General features: G+C 60.1%; 12 protein-coding genes. 8 read left to right on the forward strand and 4 right to left on the reverse strand.

Annotated features, from left to right (window positions below; genetic code table 11):
- Positions 1 to 18: 18 nt before the first annotated feature.
- Positions 19 to 1,068, reverse strand: coding sequence for a tRNA preQ1(34) S-adenosylmethionine ribosyltransferase-isomerase QueA (queA, locus tag ACRWA7_RS18595; RefSeq protein ID WP_438395384.1), 1,050 nt, complete (start codon positions 1,066 to 1,068; stop codon positions 19 to 21).
- 160 nt (positions 1,069 to 1,228) lie between these two features.
- Between queA and recG the strand changes: the two genes are divergently transcribed.
- The 7 genes from recG (at position 1,229) to ACRWA7_RS18630 (ending at position 9,741) form a co-directional block, all read left to right on the forward strand.
- On the forward strand, positions 1,229 to 3,457 hold the full coding sequence (recG, locus tag ACRWA7_RS18600) for an ATP-dependent DNA helicase RecG (protein WP_438395386.1): 2,229 nt from the start codon (positions 1,229 to 1,231) through the stop codon (positions 3,455 to 3,457).
- Positions 3,458 to 3,602: 145 nt separating this feature from the next.
- Complete coding sequence (locus ACRWA7_RS18605) at positions 3,603 to 4,562, forward strand: hydrogen peroxide-inducible genes activator (protein ID WP_060858841.1); 960 nt, start codon at positions 3,603 to 3,605, stop codon at positions 4,560 to 4,562.
- Between the two features lie 345 nt (positions 4,563 to 4,907).
- Complete coding sequence (locus ACRWA7_RS18610; RefSeq protein WP_438395388.1) at positions 4,908 to 6,392, forward strand: catalase; 1,485 nt, start codon at positions 4,908 to 4,910, stop codon at positions 6,390 to 6,392.
- Between the two features lie 69 nt (positions 6,393 to 6,461).
- Entirely contained in the window at positions 6,462 to 6,623 is a 162-nt protein-coding gene (locus ACRWA7_RS18615; RefSeq protein WP_438395389.1) for a hypothetical protein, read from the forward strand.
- A gap of 182 nt (positions 6,624 to 6,805) precedes the next feature.
- The gene (locus tag ACRWA7_RS18620) at positions 6,806 to 7,297 is read left to right on the forward strand and encodes a Dps family protein (protein WP_060858843.1); all 492 of its coding nucleotides are present in this window, start codon (positions 6,806 to 6,808) and stop codon (positions 7,295 to 7,297) included.
- 147 nt (positions 7,298 to 7,444) lie between these two features.
- On the forward strand, positions 7,445 to 8,305 hold the full coding sequence (gene ubiA, locus ACRWA7_RS18625) for a 4-hydroxybenzoate octaprenyltransferase (protein ID WP_438395390.1): 861 nt from the start codon (positions 7,445 to 7,447) through the stop codon (positions 8,303 to 8,305).
- Positions 8,306 to 8,451: 146 nt separating this feature from the next.
- Positions 8,452 to 9,741: an NCS2 family permease gene (locus ACRWA7_RS18630; protein WP_438395391.1), complete on the forward strand. Its 1,290-nt coding sequence runs from the start codon at positions 8,452 to 8,454 to the stop codon at positions 9,739 to 9,741.
- On the opposite strand, the gene ACRWA7_RS18635 is transcribed toward ACRWA7_RS18630, so the two are convergent.
- The 3 genes from ACRWA7_RS18635 to guaD form a co-directional block, all read right to left on the reverse strand.
- A complete protein-coding gene (locus ACRWA7_RS18635; RefSeq protein ID WP_438395393.1) occupies positions 9,736 to 10,947 on the reverse strand; it encodes an MFS transporter in 1,212 nt (403 codons plus the stop codon). The genes ACRWA7_RS18630 and ACRWA7_RS18635 overlap by 6 nt on opposite strands.
- Positions 10,948 to 11,045: 98 nt before the next feature.
- Positions 11,046 to 12,314 carry an MFS transporter gene (locus ACRWA7_RS18640; RefSeq protein ID WP_438395395.1) on the reverse strand — a complete coding sequence of 423 codons (1,269 nt, stop codon included), beginning with the start codon at positions 12,312 to 12,314 and terminating at the stop codon, positions 11,046 to 11,048.
- 56 nt (positions 12,315 to 12,370) lie between these two features.
- A complete protein-coding gene (gene guaD, locus ACRWA7_RS18645; protein WP_438395397.1) occupies positions 12,371 to 13,675 on the reverse strand; it encodes a guanine deaminase in 1,305 nt (434 codons plus the stop codon).
- 262 nt (positions 13,676 to 13,937) lie between these two features.
- Between guaD and ACRWA7_RS18650 the strand changes: the two genes are divergently transcribed.
- Complete coding sequence (locus tag ACRWA7_RS18650) at positions 13,938 to 14,435, forward strand: MarR family winged helix-turn-helix transcriptional regulator (RefSeq protein WP_438395398.1); 498 nt, start codon at positions 13,938 to 13,940, stop codon at positions 14,433 to 14,435.
- The last annotated feature ends 37 nt before the right edge of the window (positions 14,436 to 14,472 follow it).

Consider the following 14,472-nt stretch of genomic DNA (forward strand, 5'->3'; position numbering starts at 1 on the left):
TTGCGTGGGCCGCTGGGTTCAAGACGTTTGCCGCGTGAGCAGCATGGCGTCGCCGTAGCTGAAAAAACGGTATCGCTCTTCAATTGCATGCGCGTAGGCGGCGCGGATCGCGTCCATGCCCGCAAACGCGGAAACGAGCATCATCAGCGTCGATTTCGGCAAATGGAAATTCGTCACAAGCCGGTCGACTACGCGAAACCGGTAACCCGGCGTGATGAAAATATCCGTCTCGGCGCTGGTTTCCGCGAGCGGGCGGCCGGCTTCATCGGCGTCGCGCGCGGCGGCTTCGAGGGCGCGCATGGACGTGGTTCCGACCGCGATCACGCGATTTCCGCGCGCTTTTGCCGCCGCGATCTTGTCGGCGAGCGATTGCGGCAACCTGTACCACTCGCTATGCATCTTGTGCTCCGCGAGATTCTCCACGCGAACCGGCTGGAATGTGCCCGCGCCCACGTGCAGCGTCAGCGTCGCGCGATCCACGCCGCGCGCGTCGAGCGCGGCGAGGAGCGAGGCATCGAAATGCAGGCCCGCGGTGGGCGCCGCGACCGCGCCGGGGTTCGCGGCATAAACAGTCTGGTAGCGAGTTTCGTCGTAGGCGTCGGGATCGTGCTCAATGTACGGCGGCAACGGCAAGCGCCCGTATTGCTCGATCAGCGTGAGGCAATCAGCCGGGAAATGCAGCGTGTAGAACGGTTCCGCGCGCTCGCCGACCGTGACTTCGAAAGCATCGGCGAGAACGATCCTCGTGTCGGGCTGCGGGCTTTTGCTTGCCCGGATCTGCGCGAGCGCGGTTGTCGCGCCCGTCAGACGCTCGATGAGCACCTCGACTCGCCCACCGCTGGCCTTTTGGCCGAGGAACCGCGCCTTCAGTACTTTGGTATCGTTGAACACCAGCAGATCGCCGGGTTCGAGCAGGCCGGGCAACTCGGTGAACTGGCGGTCGGTGAAAGCAGGCGCAGCGGCGCTGTTGTCCACGTCGAGCAGACGGCTCGCGCTGCGCTCGGCGAGCGCCGTTTGCGCGATCAGCTCGGGCGGCAGATTAAAATCGAAGTCGGAAAGCGTGAACATTGGGGAAAGCGAGTCAGTGCGCGATGATTCGCGCGGTATTTTGCAAAAACGCGTGGCAGGGCGGCGCGCGGCGGCGCCGTCGTAAAGAACGCACGGCGAAAAGGGGAACTCCCGCTTCGCCGCGCCGAACGAAGCCGATATTGTACTTTGAAGAGATCAGATGCCCTTGCCCGACCGCCGTTTGCTCGTCGATCCTGAAGCCGGAATTGCTCCTGAAGCAGCGGGCGAACCGGACGCGCCCATCCAGAAGCCCAAGCGCGGCCGTGCAAGAAAACTCGCCGATCTTGAAATCGCGGACAAGGTCCAGCCACTCAAACCCGCTGCGCCGCCGCCCAAACCCGTCGACAAACTCGCGAAGCTCGGCCTGAAATCGGATATCGATCTGGTGCTGCATCTGCCGATGCGCTACGAAGACGAAACGAGCATCACGCCTATTGGCCATCTGATTCCCGGCGACAACACGCAGACCGAAGGCGTGGTATTCGACAACGAGATCGCGTACCGGCCACGCCGCCAGTTGCTCGTGAAAATGCACGATGACGCCGGCGACGAACTCACGCTGCGCTTCCTCAATTTCTACGGCTCGCAGGTCAAGCAGATGGCGATCGGCGTGCGCTTGCGCGTTCGCGGCGACGTGCGCGGCGGTTTCTTCGGCATGGAGATGGTGCATCCGCAGGTGCGTCCGGTGGATGAAGACACGCCGCTGCCGCAAGCGCTGACGCCGGTTTATCCGAGCACGGCGGGCGTGTCGCAGGCGTATTTGCGCAAGGCTATCGACAGTGCGTTGTCGCGGGTTCATCTGCCGGAATTGCTGCCGGAGAAGATTGCGCGCGCGCATCTTCAGCCGCTGAACGTGCCCGGCCTTCTTGACGCCGTGAAAACGCTCCATCATCCCCACGCGGATTCCGATGAAAACGCGTTGATCGACGGCACGCATCCGGCGTGGACGCGCATCAAGTTCGAGGAGTTGCTCGCGCAGCAGTTGTCGCTCAAACGCGCACACGAGGAGCGCCGCACGCGCGTCGCGCCCGTGATGCCGCGCTTGCACGACGCGCCCGGGTCGCTCGTCGCACGCTTTCTGGCGACGTTGCCGTTCAAGCTGACAGGCGCGCAGGAACGCGTATGCGCGGAGATTTCGGGCGAACTGATGCTGCCGCATCCAATGCAGCGTCTGCTGCAGGGCGACGTGGGCAGCGGCAAGACAATCGTGGCGGCGCTGGCCGCCGCGCAGGCTATCGACGCCGGTTATCAGGCCGCGCTGATGGCGCCGACCGAAATCCTCGCCGAGCAGCACGCGCGCAAGCTTCGCGCGTGGCTCGAACCGCTGGGCGTGACCGTTGCGTGGCTTGCCGGCAGCCTGAAGGCGAAGGAAAAGCGCGCGGCGCTGGAGGCGGCGGCGTCCGGAGCAGCGCAACTGGTGATCGGCACGCACGCGATCATTCAGGACGCGGTCGAGTTCGCGCGCCTGGGGTTTGCAATCATCGACGAACAACACCGCTTTGGCGTCGCCCAGCGGCTCGCCTTGCGGGCCAAGGCGCGAAACGCCGGTGACGGTGCGCAGAACTTCCAGCCGCATCAGTTGATGATGTCGGCTACGCCGATCCCGCGCACGCTCGCCATGACGTATTACGCGGACCTGGATGTATCGACTATTGACGAATTGCCGCCGGGGCGCACGCCGATCCTGACCAAGCTCGTTTCCGACAACCGCCGCGACGAAGTCATCGCCCGCGTGCGCGAGGCGGCGTTGACCGGACGGCAGGTGTATTGGGTGTGCCCGCTGATCGAGGAAAGCGAGACGCTGCAATTGCAGACGGCGGTCGAGACCTACGAGACGCTGGCCGCCGCGCTGCCGGAATTGCGCATCGGGCTCGTTCATGGACGCCTGCCGCCCGCGGAGAAAGGCGCCGTCATGGACGCGTTCTCGCGCGCCGAAGTCCAGTTGCTGGTTGCCACGACCGTGATCGAAGTCGGCGTGGATGTGCCTAATGCATCGCTGATGGTGATCGAGCACGCCGAACGGTTTGGCCTCGCGCAGCTTCATCAGTTGAGAGGCCGGGTGGGGCGGGGCAGCGCGGCGTCGGTGTGCGTGCTGATGTACGCTGGGCCGTTGTCGCAGACCGCCCGCGCCCGCTTGCAGACCATGCGCGAAACCACCGATGGCTTCGAAATCGCGCGTCGCGACCTGGAGATTCGCGGCCCCGGCGAGTTTCTCGGCGCACGGCAATCCGGCGCCGCGATGCTGCGCTTCGCCAGTCTGGAAAACGATGGCTGGCTGATCGAACCGGCGCGCGCGGCGGCCGACCAGATGCTTGCCCATTTTCCCGAAGCCGTCACGAATCACCTCGCCAGATGGCTTGGCGCGCGCGAGCAATATTTGAAAGCGTGAACGCAGCGTGGTTTCCCGGGTCTTAAGCGACTGCGTGAAACGGCTTTCTCGTTTTGAGCGCGACTATTCCTGCGCGGGTTGGCGAATCCCCTCTACGGGTGTATAAGTCAAATCCTATCGATTCAATGACTCTGATTGGCCCCTAATGACCCTGACCGAATTGAAGTACATCGTTGCGGTGGCGCGCGAGCGGCATTTTGGCCGTGCGGCCGAGGCGTGTTTCGTGAGTCAGCCGACGTTGTCGGTAGCAATAAAAAAACTCGAAGACGAACTGAACGTACAGATTTTCGAGCGCGGCACGAGCGAAGTCAGCGTGACCCCGATCGGCGAACAGATCGTGACGCAGGCGCAGCGCGTGCTGGAACAGACGCTTGCCATCAAGGAAATCGCCAAGCAGGGCAAGGACCCTCTGGTCGGCCCGTTGCGGCTGGGCGTGATCTACACCATCGGGCCGTATCTGTTGCCCACGCTCGTCAAGCAGATGATCAAGCGCGTGCCGCAGATGCCGCTGATGCTGCAGGAAAACTACACGCTCAAGCTGATCGAACTGCTCAAGCAAGGTGAAATCGATGTCGCCATCATGGCGCTGCCGTTCCCTGAAACCGGCCTGATGGTGCGGCCGCTGTTCGACGAACCTTTTGTGGTCGCCATGCCCGCCGGTCATCCCTGGGAAAACCGCGAGAAGATCGATCCTGACGACCTGAAGCTGGAAACCATGCTGCTTCTTGGCAGCGGCCACTGTTTCCGCGATCACGTGCTCGGCGTGTGTCCCGAGTTGATGCGTTTTTCGCAGAATGCCGATGGAATCCAGAAGACTTTCGAAGGATCGTCGCTGGAAACGATCCGGCACATGGTCGCGAGCGGAGTGGGAATCACCGTGCTGCCGCGCATGTCGGTCATGGAAGTGAAGCCTCACGCGGCGGGCGTGGATGCCGGTCTGCTGAGCTACGTTCCCTTCGATGACCCCGTGCCCGACCGTCGCGTGGTCCTGGCGTGGCGCAAGAGTTTCACGCGGATGCCCGCCATCGAAGCAATTTGCGATGCAATCGCTGCCTGCAACATTCCCGGCGTCACGCGGCTCGAGTTGCCCGCCGCCGTCAACTAAGCACTGAGCATCGCTTCGCCGCGCCGTTCTGGCGCGGCTTCTGTGCTTTCCCCACTGTTTCCGAACGTTGAACCAATCGCGGCATTCGGTCGCCCTATCGGATAGATTGAATTAATTGAATTATCGAGATAGATAGTTTTTGTTAAGCTCCTATCCATGGTTCGGCTCCGTCCGGTCCGACAAAAAAAGGAGAAAGCCATGACATTGATCGCCCGGCAGGCCATGCAACTTACCGCGAATTATCGCGAAGCACGCAGCGTGGTGGTCGACATGCTGGCCAGCTTCGCGCGCACTTGCTGAACACGCCCCGCATAACTGTTTCCGAGCAAATTCCAGGAGTATTCGATGACCAATCGCACCCTTACCACCGCAGCAGGCGCGCCAGTCGGCGACAACCAGAATTCCATGACGGCGGGTCCCCGCGGTCCCGTGGCGTTGCAGGATTTCTGGCTGATCGAAAAGCTCGCGCACTTCGACCGCGAAGTGATTCCCGAGCGCCGCGTGCATGCCAAGGGATCGGGCGCATTCGGCACGCTGACGGTCACGCACGATATCTCCCGTTTCACGAAGGCCAAGGTGTTTGCTGAAGTCGGCAAGCAGACGCCGCTCTTCATGCGATTCTCGACGGTCGCAGGCGAGCGCGGCGCGGCCGATGCCGAGCGCGACGTGCGCGGTTTCTCGATCAAGTTCTATACGGAAGAAGGCAACTGGGACGTGGTAGGCAACAACACGCCGGTGTTTTTCATCCGCGATCCGCTGAAGTTTCCTGATTTCATCCATACGCAAAAGCGCGATCCGTACACAAACATGCGCAGCAACGTGGCGGCGTGGGACTTCTGGTCGCGCCATCCGGAATCGTTGCATCAGGTCACCATCCTGATGAGCGATCGGGGAATTCCGAAAAGCTATCGGCAGATGCATGGCTTCGGCTCGCACACGTACTCGTTCATCAACGCGAACAACGAGCGCTTTTACGTGAAGTTCCACTTCAAGTCGCAACAGCCGCTCGAGAATTTCACCGACGCCGAAGCGTCGGCAGTAGTTGGCAGCGACCGTGAAAGCGCGCAGCGCGACCTGGTGGACAACATCGATCGCGGCAATTTCCCGAAGTGGAATTTCCGCATCCAGGTGATGACGGAAGCGCAGGCGGCGACCTACCGCATGAATCCGTTCGATATCACCAAGGTGTGGCCGCACAAGGATTTCCCGCTGATCGACGTGGGTACGCTCGAGTTGAATCGCAACGCGGGCAACTATTTCGCCGATGTCGAGCAAGCCGCCTTCACGCCGGCGAACGTGGTGCCGGGAATCGGCTTCTCGCCGGATCGCTTGTTGCAAGGCCGCTTGTTTTCATATGGCGACGCGCACCGGTATCGCCTTGGCATCAATCACCATCAGATTCCGGTGAATGCGCCGAAGGCCGCTGTGCAGAATTCCTTCCATCGCGATGGCGGCATGCGCGTGGACGGCAACAGCGGCGGCCGCGTGAACTACGAGCCGAATCGTTTTGGCGACTTTGTTCAGGACGCAAGCGTGAACGAGCCGGCGTTGGCGGCGGGTGCGGTGGAGCGTTACGACCATCGTGAAGACGAGGACTACTACAGCCAGCCGGGTGCGTTGTTCCGCCTCTTCGACGACGCGCAAAAGCAGCGCTTCTTCGGCAACATCGCGCGGCATATCCACGGCGTGCCGAACGAGATCGTCAAAGTGCAGATCGAGCATTTCCGGCGCGCCGATCCGGCGTACGCGGCGGGTGTGGTCGCGGCGCTGGCAGCGTTGGGCCAGGTGATCGAGACTGCTGACGCGGATCTGGAAGCAGTAACGAAGTAAGGCAGGCCGGGACGCTCGAGCAGAAGCGTCCCAATCGATTGAAAACGCAGGACTCAAGGAGAAACGGCGATGACACAAGCGATCATGAATCTCGAACGGGCGGTGAGCGGCATTGAGGCCAAAAGCCTGAACGCCTCGCGTGGCGTGCGGCTCGCGATCGGTTTTGGCATTGTCGCGGCGAGTTACGCGGTGGTGGTTATCGAAGGATTGCATGGCGCGGGTCTGGTCTGACGAACCCGCACCAGAGGTCCGGTGCGCGTCGCATTGACGCGCCCGATAACCCTTCGGACCCGCGCTGCACGGCGGGTCCGGCCGCGTTTCTAAGATAAACTCACGAACGCCCGGCGGAACCCGGTCCACGATCTGGATCAGTCATTCGCCCGCATTGTTCGTATCACTCTCACGGAGTCACTATGGCGAAGAAAATCGCATCACCGGCTGTGAACATCGGTATCAGCGACAAAGACCGCAAGAAGATTGCCGATGGCTTGTCGCATCTGCTGGCCGATACCTACACGTTGTACCTGAAGACGCACAATTTCCACTGGAACGTGACAGGGCCGATGTTCAACACGCTCCACTTGATGTTCGAAGGCCAATACACGGAACTGGCGCTGGCTGTGGACGCCATCGCTGAACGTATTCGCGCGCTGGGCGTGTACGCGCCGGGCAGCTATCGCGAGTTCGCGAAGCTCTCGTCCATTCCGGAAGCCGATGGCATTCCGGTGGCGGAAGAGATGATCCGTCAACTGGTGCAAGGGCAGGAAGCGGTGGTGCGCACGGCGCGCGCGATTTTCCCGTTGACCGACAACGCCAACGACGAGCCGACGGCGGACTTGTTGACGCAACGCATGCAGATTCACGAGAAAACGGCGTGGATGTTGCGCGCAATGCTGGCGGAGTAAGAAGCCGGCTGAACGTGTGAAATGATTGGCAGAAAGCCTCGCGTTTCTCGGAACGCGGGGCTTTTTGTTATCGGCGAAGGGAAAGCGGGGCGCTTCGGCGCGCTGCCTTAAAATACCGTCACCGTGATCCGCCGCAGCCCGAACGCCATGCTCGCTCGTCTTCCGCTCTATCTTCGCCTTGTCCGCATGGACAAGCCTATCGGCAGTTTGCTGTTGCTGTGGCCGACGCTCAACGCGTTGTGGATTGCATCGGGCGGGCGTCCGTCGCCCATGATCCTGCTGATCTTCGTGCTCGGCACCTTGCTCATGCGTTCGGCTGGCTGCGCGATCAATGACTACGCCGATCGCGATTTCGATAAACACGTGAAGCGCACCGAAAACCGGCCGATCACGTCCGGCAAGATTGCCGCGTGGGAGGCCGTGGCGCTGGCGGTGGTTTTATCGGCGATTGCGTTCCTGCTGATCTTGCCGCTTAACGCGCTGACCAAAGAACTGTCGGTGTTCGCGCTTTTTGTCGCGGGTACTTATCCATTCACGAAGCGGTTTTTCGCGATTCCGCAGGCGTATCTTGGCATTGCGTTTGGCTTCGGCATTCCCATGGCTTTTGCCGCCGTGCAGGCTCACGTGCCGCCGCTCGCGTGGATCATGCTCGCCGCCAACGTGTTCTGGTCGGTCGCCTACGACACCGAATACGCAATGGTCGATCGCGACGACGACATCAAGATCGGCATTCGTACGTCGGCGCTGACATTCGGCCGCTTCGATGTCCTCGCGATCATGCTGTGTTACGCCGTGACGCTCGGAATCTATGTGTGGGTTGGCATGGCGCTTGGGTTCGGCGTGCCTTACTGGATCGGATGGGCAGCGGCGGTGGCGTGTGCGATCTACCACTACACGTTGATCAAGGACCGCGAACGCATGGCATGTTTCGTGGCCTTCAAACACAACAACTGGCTTGGCGGCGTGTTGTTTGCGGGTATCGCGGCGCAGTATGCGTTCATGCATTAAGACAGCGTCTTAGGCAAAAATTTTCTTGCGAAGCTTGCGTGGGATCAACTCCGCAGGCGAAGGGCGGCCAAAGGCGTCCGCTATGATTCGACCTCCCCGCATCGGCAAAACGTCAAGATAGCGGGCGACAGTCGCATCGGAATTTCATGCTCGACCAATTTTTCTCCCTGACCGCCAACCGCACCAACGTGCGCACCGAGTGTCTCGCCGGGTTCACCACATTCCTCACCATGTCCGCGATCCTGTTCGTGAATCCGGACATTCTCAAAGCCGCAGGCATGGATCATGGCGCGGCGTTCGTCGCCACATGTCTGGCGGCCGCGATCGGCAGCCTGCTGATGGGACTGGTCGCAAATTATCCGATTGGACAAGCGCCGGGCATGGGCATCAACGCCTTTTTCACATTCGGTCTTGTGAAAGGCATGGGGTTGTCGTGGGAAGTGGCGTTGGGCGCGGTGTTTCTGTCGGGCGTGTTGTTCGTGTTGTTCAGCCTTTTCAAGGTGCGCGAATGGTTTGTGAACGCCATTCCTGCAGGTCTTAAATTGTCGATCTCCGCTGGCGTCGGCTTGTTTGTCGCGCTGGTGGCGCTGCATCAGGCCGGTATTGTCACCGCTAACACGGATACGCTCGTTTCCATCGGCAATATCAAGTCGCCGCAAGCATTGCTCGCCATGGCCGGCTTCCTGTTGATGGTCGTGCTGGACAAGCGGGGCGTGCCGGGCGCCATTCTCATCGGCATTTTGGCGGTCACCGGCGTATCGATTGCGATGGGCATCACGCCTTATGGCGGTATTGCGTCGAGCCCTCCGTCCCTTGCCCCCACATTCCTGCACGCCGATATCAAAGGCGCACTCAACGGCGCCGTGCTCGGCGTGGTGCTGTCTTTCTTTCTGATGAGCTTGTTCGAGACGTCCGGCACGCTGATCGCAATTGCGAGCCGCGGCGGGTTTCTCGATGCCAGCGGCAAGTTGCCGCGTCTGAAACGTGCTCTGCTGGCCGATTCGCTGGCGATCAGCGCGGGTGCGCTGCTCGGGACTTCCAGCACCACGTCCTACATTGAAAGCACCTCCGGCATTGCCGCTGGCGGACGCACCGGACTGACCGCCGTGGTCATTGCCTTGCTGTTCCTGGGCAGCCTGTTCTTCGCGCCCTTGGCGGCAATGATCCCGCCGCACGCGACCGCGCCCGCATTGCTGTTCGTGGCCATCCTGATGCTCAGGAGTTTGGCTGATCTTGATTGGCAGGATCTTACGGAATCGGCGCCCGCCGTAGTCTGCGTCACGGTGATGGCCTTCACCTTTTCAATCTCGGATGGCATCGCTTTTGGCACTATCGCGTATGTTCTCCTGAAGGTGTTGTGCGGCCAGCACCGGAGCCTTGAGGCGCCCATTGTGGTCGTGGCGGCTTTGTTCATGGGGCGCTACCTGTTCCTATGAGCGTTTCGGCTCGGTCGCCAACCAGATAAATAGTGGCAACGCGATCAGCAACATCAATGGCAAAACAGTAAGCGACGTCAGCACGCCGCTGCTGTCCATCAGGCGCGCGGGCATCATCATCATCAATCCGCCCGTCACGAACTGGCTGCCATTCACCAGCGCCGATGCAATGCCTGCCTTGTCCGGCCCAACCAGCGTGCCGGCAATGCTGAAACACAGCATCGACGCGCCCGCAGCCAGCCCAAAGACAAACAGGAGCAGGGCAAGCAGTCCCACGCCGATAGCGCCGCCTCCCAGCAACACGACCAATATGCCCAACTGAAGCAGTACGCCGATAAGCAGCGGCGTTTTAGGATTGCGGCCGGCAACGCGTGCAAACAGCGGCGCGCCGAACGCCATTCCGAGCCAGCAGCACGCCGCAGCAATCCGCGCGGGATGCTGCGCAACGCCATAAGCCTCAACGAGCCGGGGCGCCCATACGACGCCCATCGCCAGCATGCTGCCAAAACTGACCGCGCCGATAAGCAAGTTGCTCAACATGCCCGGGACGTGCGTGACGCTGAACAGGTCGCGTCCCATTTGCCGCAAGAAAAGCCACGGTGCGTCGGGCCATCCGTGATTGCTGTTCCAGCCTGGTGGATCGCGCATCAACAACATCAGCACGGTAAGGCAGGCGGCGACGGCGGCCAGTGAATAGATCACGGCATGCCACGACCACGCGACAAGCGATTGCGTCAACGTAATCTGCGATAAAAACGCGGCAATCGATGCAACGAATTGCACCCAGGCAAACATGACGCCATAGCGTTCCGGCGCAAACCACACGCCGCCCACGAATCCCGCGCCAATAAATGCGAAGGACGCGCCCAGACCCAGCGGCAATTGCGCCAGCAACAGCGCGGGCAGGCTGTTTGCGCTGGCTACAAGTATTGCGCCCAAGGCCAACAACCCACACGCGAGCGGCAGCAAGCGCCGCGCGCCCACGCGATCGAGCAATGCGCCGGAAACCAACTGGCTTACGGCAAAACACCAGGTATAGGCAAAGCCGACCAGGCCGATATCGGCCATGTCCAGACCGAGACTGGACGCCATATCGCCATTGGTGATGGCATAACCCGTTTGGAAACCAAAGACCAGAACCACGAAAGAGACACTGAGCGCCCAGTTGAACCAGGGCTTGCAAGCAGATAAAACACGGGTGTGCATGAGCATGCTCCCGAGAGGATGAGAGCATGGCGATCCACCGGACATCAGGTCGCCATGCCAGAAACGCGCCAGCACGAAGCTGACGCGGCTGCAACGGCTTAACGCTGACGCGCTGGATGAGATTCCTTGACGATGATCGACAGCACACACGACACGGCGAGCAAAGCCGGCATGCTGAGCATGGCGTGCTGGAACGCCGGCAGGTCGCCTGCGGTGCCTTCGAGGAAGCGGCCCGGAAGGTTCATCAACACGCCGCCCACAATGAACATGGCGCCATTGACAACTGATGCCGATGTGCCAATCAGGCGTGGTGGCACGTTATCGCCGGCCATGGTGAATGCGAGCATGTGGCCCGCGTTGGCGAAGCCGACAATGAAGCACAGGCCCATCGCCAGGATGCCCGTAATCGGCAGGTAGATCAGTGCGAGCAGGGCGGCAAGCTGAATGATGGCGGTAATGATCACAGGGCTCTTGCGTGCCTTGATGGCGTCGGACCATTTGTTGATCAGCGGGCTGCCCGCCGCGAGGCCGAGCCACAAGCAGGCGTTTGCCATGTTTGCATCGGATTCGCTGACGCCATGCGCCATGACGAGCTTGGGCATCCAGACCACGCCCAGCGCCAGCATCACGCCGAAGGTAATCGCGCCGGCCAGCGAGATCAGCAGCACCTGACGGTTCTTGAGCACTTCGGTCATTGAACCGATGACGTCGGAGAGGAACCTGCCGGCGGTCAGTCCGCGAGTGTCCGGCGTAACGGGATTACGCACGAAGACGAGCGCCGCCAGCCACAGGAGTACGCCAAAGCCACCGAAGCCCAGCATCAGCTGACGCCACGTCATGACGGACAGGGCGGCATCGAATCCGGCAGCGCCGAAGGCAGAAGACAATGCGGCCACCAGTTGCACGAGGCCAAACATCACGCCGAACTTGGCCATGCCAAACCACACGCCGCCAACGTACCCCGCTCCGACGAAACCGGCGCACGATCCCAGCGCCAGCACGACCTGCGAGAGCAGCAATACTTCAAAGCTGTGAGCCGTGGCGAAAAGAAACACGCCTAGTCCAACCAGGAGAATGGCGGGCAACAATATTTTCCGGGATCCCAGGCGGTCGAGAAGTGCGCCGGAGAATAACTGGGCAATTGCAAAAACCCACGTATAAACCGCGGCGATCAAACCGACTTGATCGAGTCGCAGGCCAATATCGGCCTGGACGTGTGTATTAAGAATTGCGTAGCCGGTTTGAACGTTGAACAACCAGACCACGAAGACGGTAGCCAGTATCCATACCAGCCATGCATAACCGCCGCCCTGCGCCGCTACCGGCGTGGGTGTTACGGTGCTCAGGTCATTGTCGCGAGCACTCATGATTTTGATTCCAGAAAGGTGACTGCCGCTGCGTAGTGCAGCGGAAGGAAATGCGGTTACGGCCGGTCGTACACCTGGCGTCCAGCCACGTAGGTAGCGGCAATGGCGCGGTCGTCGGCCAATGTCATCTGGATGAACAACGACTCTTCGAGGCTTTCGCAATAACGCATGCGGTAATCGATAATCGGCGTCGAATGCAGATCTATCACGGCCAGATCAGCTTCAAATCCCGGGGCTATCGTGCCGATTTTGTCCGCGAGTCCCAATGCTGAAGCTGTGCCCCGGCTTGCCTGATAAAACGCATGGCCCGAGGAAAGTGCATTGCCATTCAACTGCGCGGCTTTATAGGCTTCGTTCAGCGTTTGCAAAATGGAAAAGCTGGTGCCTGCGCCTAAATCGGTTGCAATTCCGACTCGCACCGGATTTTTACGGGTCCTTGCATTTTTCATATTGAAACAACCCGATCCAAGAAAGAAGTTGGACGTGGGGCAATGGGCAATGGCGGCGCCCGTTGCGGAGAACAAATCGAGTTCTTCATCGCTCAGGTGGATACCGTGACCATAAATAGCCCGTTCCCGCAGCAAACCGTATTTATGATAAACGCTGGTATAACTGCTGCATTCCGGATAAAGCGACTTCACCCAGGCTACCTCATTGATATTCTCCGAAACATGAGACTGAATCAGCGCCGACGGTAAATCCGACGCCAACTGGGACAGCATTTCAAATTGCTCTGGCGTGGATGTGGGTGCAAAGCGCGGCGTAATCACATATTCATTGCGCCCGTTACCGTGCCATTTTTTTGCGAGTGCGGCGGATTCGTCGTAAGCGCGTTGCGGTGTATCCAGCAAAGCGCCGGGGGCATTGCGATCCATACAGATCTTGCCCGCCTGCACGCGCATGTTGTATTTGCTGGCGACTTCGAAGAAGGCATCGACGGACTGCGGATAAACCGTACAGTACACGGTGGAACTCGTTACGCCATTGCGTAGCTGCTCGCGCAAGAACACCTCGGCTACGGCGGTGGCGTGCTCTTTTTCGGAGAACTGCTGTTCCGCGATAAACGTGTAATTGTTCAGCCAGTCCAGCAGTTGCTCTCCGTAGGCGCCAATAATCTGCGTTTGCGGATAATGTACATGGCTGTCAATAAAACCGGGGATAATCAGACTGTTTTTATAATTACGAATTTGTGTGTCGGAGGAAAGCGTCCCGATTAGATCTTTTGCCGGCCCCACCGCACTAATCAAGCCGTCTTCCATGACAATAATCGCGTCCGACTCGTAGACCATGCAATCCCGCATATCCCGCTGGAACGGGTCGTCCTTGAACGTGAGCATTGCGCCGCGAATTGCTGTTTGCATCTTGAAACTCCATTTCTACACCTTCGCCAGGCAGTCAAAACGCAAATTGACTGCCGCCTCAGGCCGCGCATTGGGTAATAAGAAAATGCGCTAATCGCCCTTGGTGCAGATATTGTGCGCCGCAGCGCTTTCGCGGGTTTTGCTTTTCATCAAGTATCTTTATATCAAGATAGATCCAGTGAAGAAATCATGATCGAACGCTATGAGCGCTCAGTGCCGATCTGTTTTAATAGCGCCTTTTTCACCTTTATAGATTTCCTTCATGCCAGATCGAACCGACGGCGTTGACCGGATCGTCAGCCGCTGGCGGCGAGTCCGCCCCGACCTGGACCCGTCGAGCACTGAAGTCATCGGGCGCATTGTGCGGCTCGAATACTTCATCACGCGGCGCGTCCTGGTCGACCTCGCGCGTTACCGGCTCACCGTGGGTGAATTCGATGTGCTTGCCGCCTTGCGCCGCGTAGACGAGCCATTTGAACTATCGCCCTACCAGTTGCAGAGCATGGTGCTGATTTCATCGGGCGGATTGACGAACCGGATAGACCGGCTGGAAAAAGCCGGCTTGGTCACGCGCCATCCCGATCCCGCGGATCGGCGCGGTGTCATTGTGCGGCTGACCGAAAAGGGCCTGGAAGTGGTCGACGACGCCACGGAGCATCATCTGAGCGCCGAGGCAGAATTACTTAAACCGCTCGACGCAGTCGAACGTCAGCAACTAGCCGGATTGTTGCGTAAGCTTTTGAGCCGGCACGAGAGTTAGGCGCGCAGGAGCGGGGCGCTCCAGCGCCTTGTTCAAA

Source organism: Caballeronia sp. DA-9, from assembly GCF_051615025.1.
GTDB classification, from domain to species: domain Bacteria; phylum Pseudomonadota; class Gammaproteobacteria; order Burkholderiales; family Burkholderiaceae; genus Caballeronia; species Caballeronia sordidicola.

Bases quoted from the DNA above. Each gene is read 5' to 3' on its own strand.
- guaD (WP_438395397.1), bottom strand. From the start codon at position 13,675: ATGCAAACAGCAATTCGCGGCGCAATGCTCACGTTCAAGGACGACCCG.
- ACRWA7_RS18605 (WP_060858841.1), top strand. From the start codon at position 3,603: ATGACCCTGACCGAATTGAAGTACATCGTTGCGGTGGCGCGCGAGCGG.
- ubiA (WP_438395390.1), top strand. From the start codon at position 7,445: ATGCTCGCTCGTCTTCCGCTCTATCTTCGCCTTGTCCGCATGGACAAG.
- ACRWA7_RS18635 (WP_438395393.1), bottom strand. From the start codon at position 10,947: ATGCACACCCGTGTTTTATCTGCTTGCAAGCCCTGGTTCAACTGGGCG.
- ACRWA7_RS18650 (WP_438395398.1), top strand. From the start codon at position 13,938: ATGCCAGATCGAACCGACGGCGTTGACCGGATCGTCAGCCGCTGGCGG.
- queA (WP_438395384.1), bottom strand. From the start codon at position 1,068: ATGTTCACGCTTTCCGACTTCGATTTTAATCTGCCGCCCGAGCTGATC.
- ACRWA7_RS18610 (WP_438395388.1), top strand. From the start codon at position 4,908: ATGACCAATCGCACCCTTACCACCGCAGCAGGCGCGCCAGTCGGCGAC.
- ACRWA7_RS18640 (WP_438395395.1), bottom strand. From the start codon at position 12,314: ATGAGTGCTCGCGACAATGACCTGAGCACCGTAACACCCACGCCGGTA.
- recG (WP_438395386.1), top strand. From the start codon at position 1,229: ATGCCCTTGCCCGACCGCCGTTTGCTCGTCGATCCTGAAGCCGGAATT.
- ACRWA7_RS18615 (WP_438395389.1), top strand. From the start codon at position 6,462: ATGACACAAGCGATCATGAATCTCGAACGGGCGGTGAGCGGCATTGAG.
- ACRWA7_RS18630 (WP_438395391.1), top strand. From the start codon at position 8,452: ATGCTCGACCAATTTTTCTCCCTGACCGCCAACCGCACCAACGTGCGC.
- ACRWA7_RS18620 (WP_060858843.1), top strand. From the start codon at position 6,806: ATGGCGAAGAAAATCGCATCACCGGCTGTGAACATCGGTATCAGCGAC.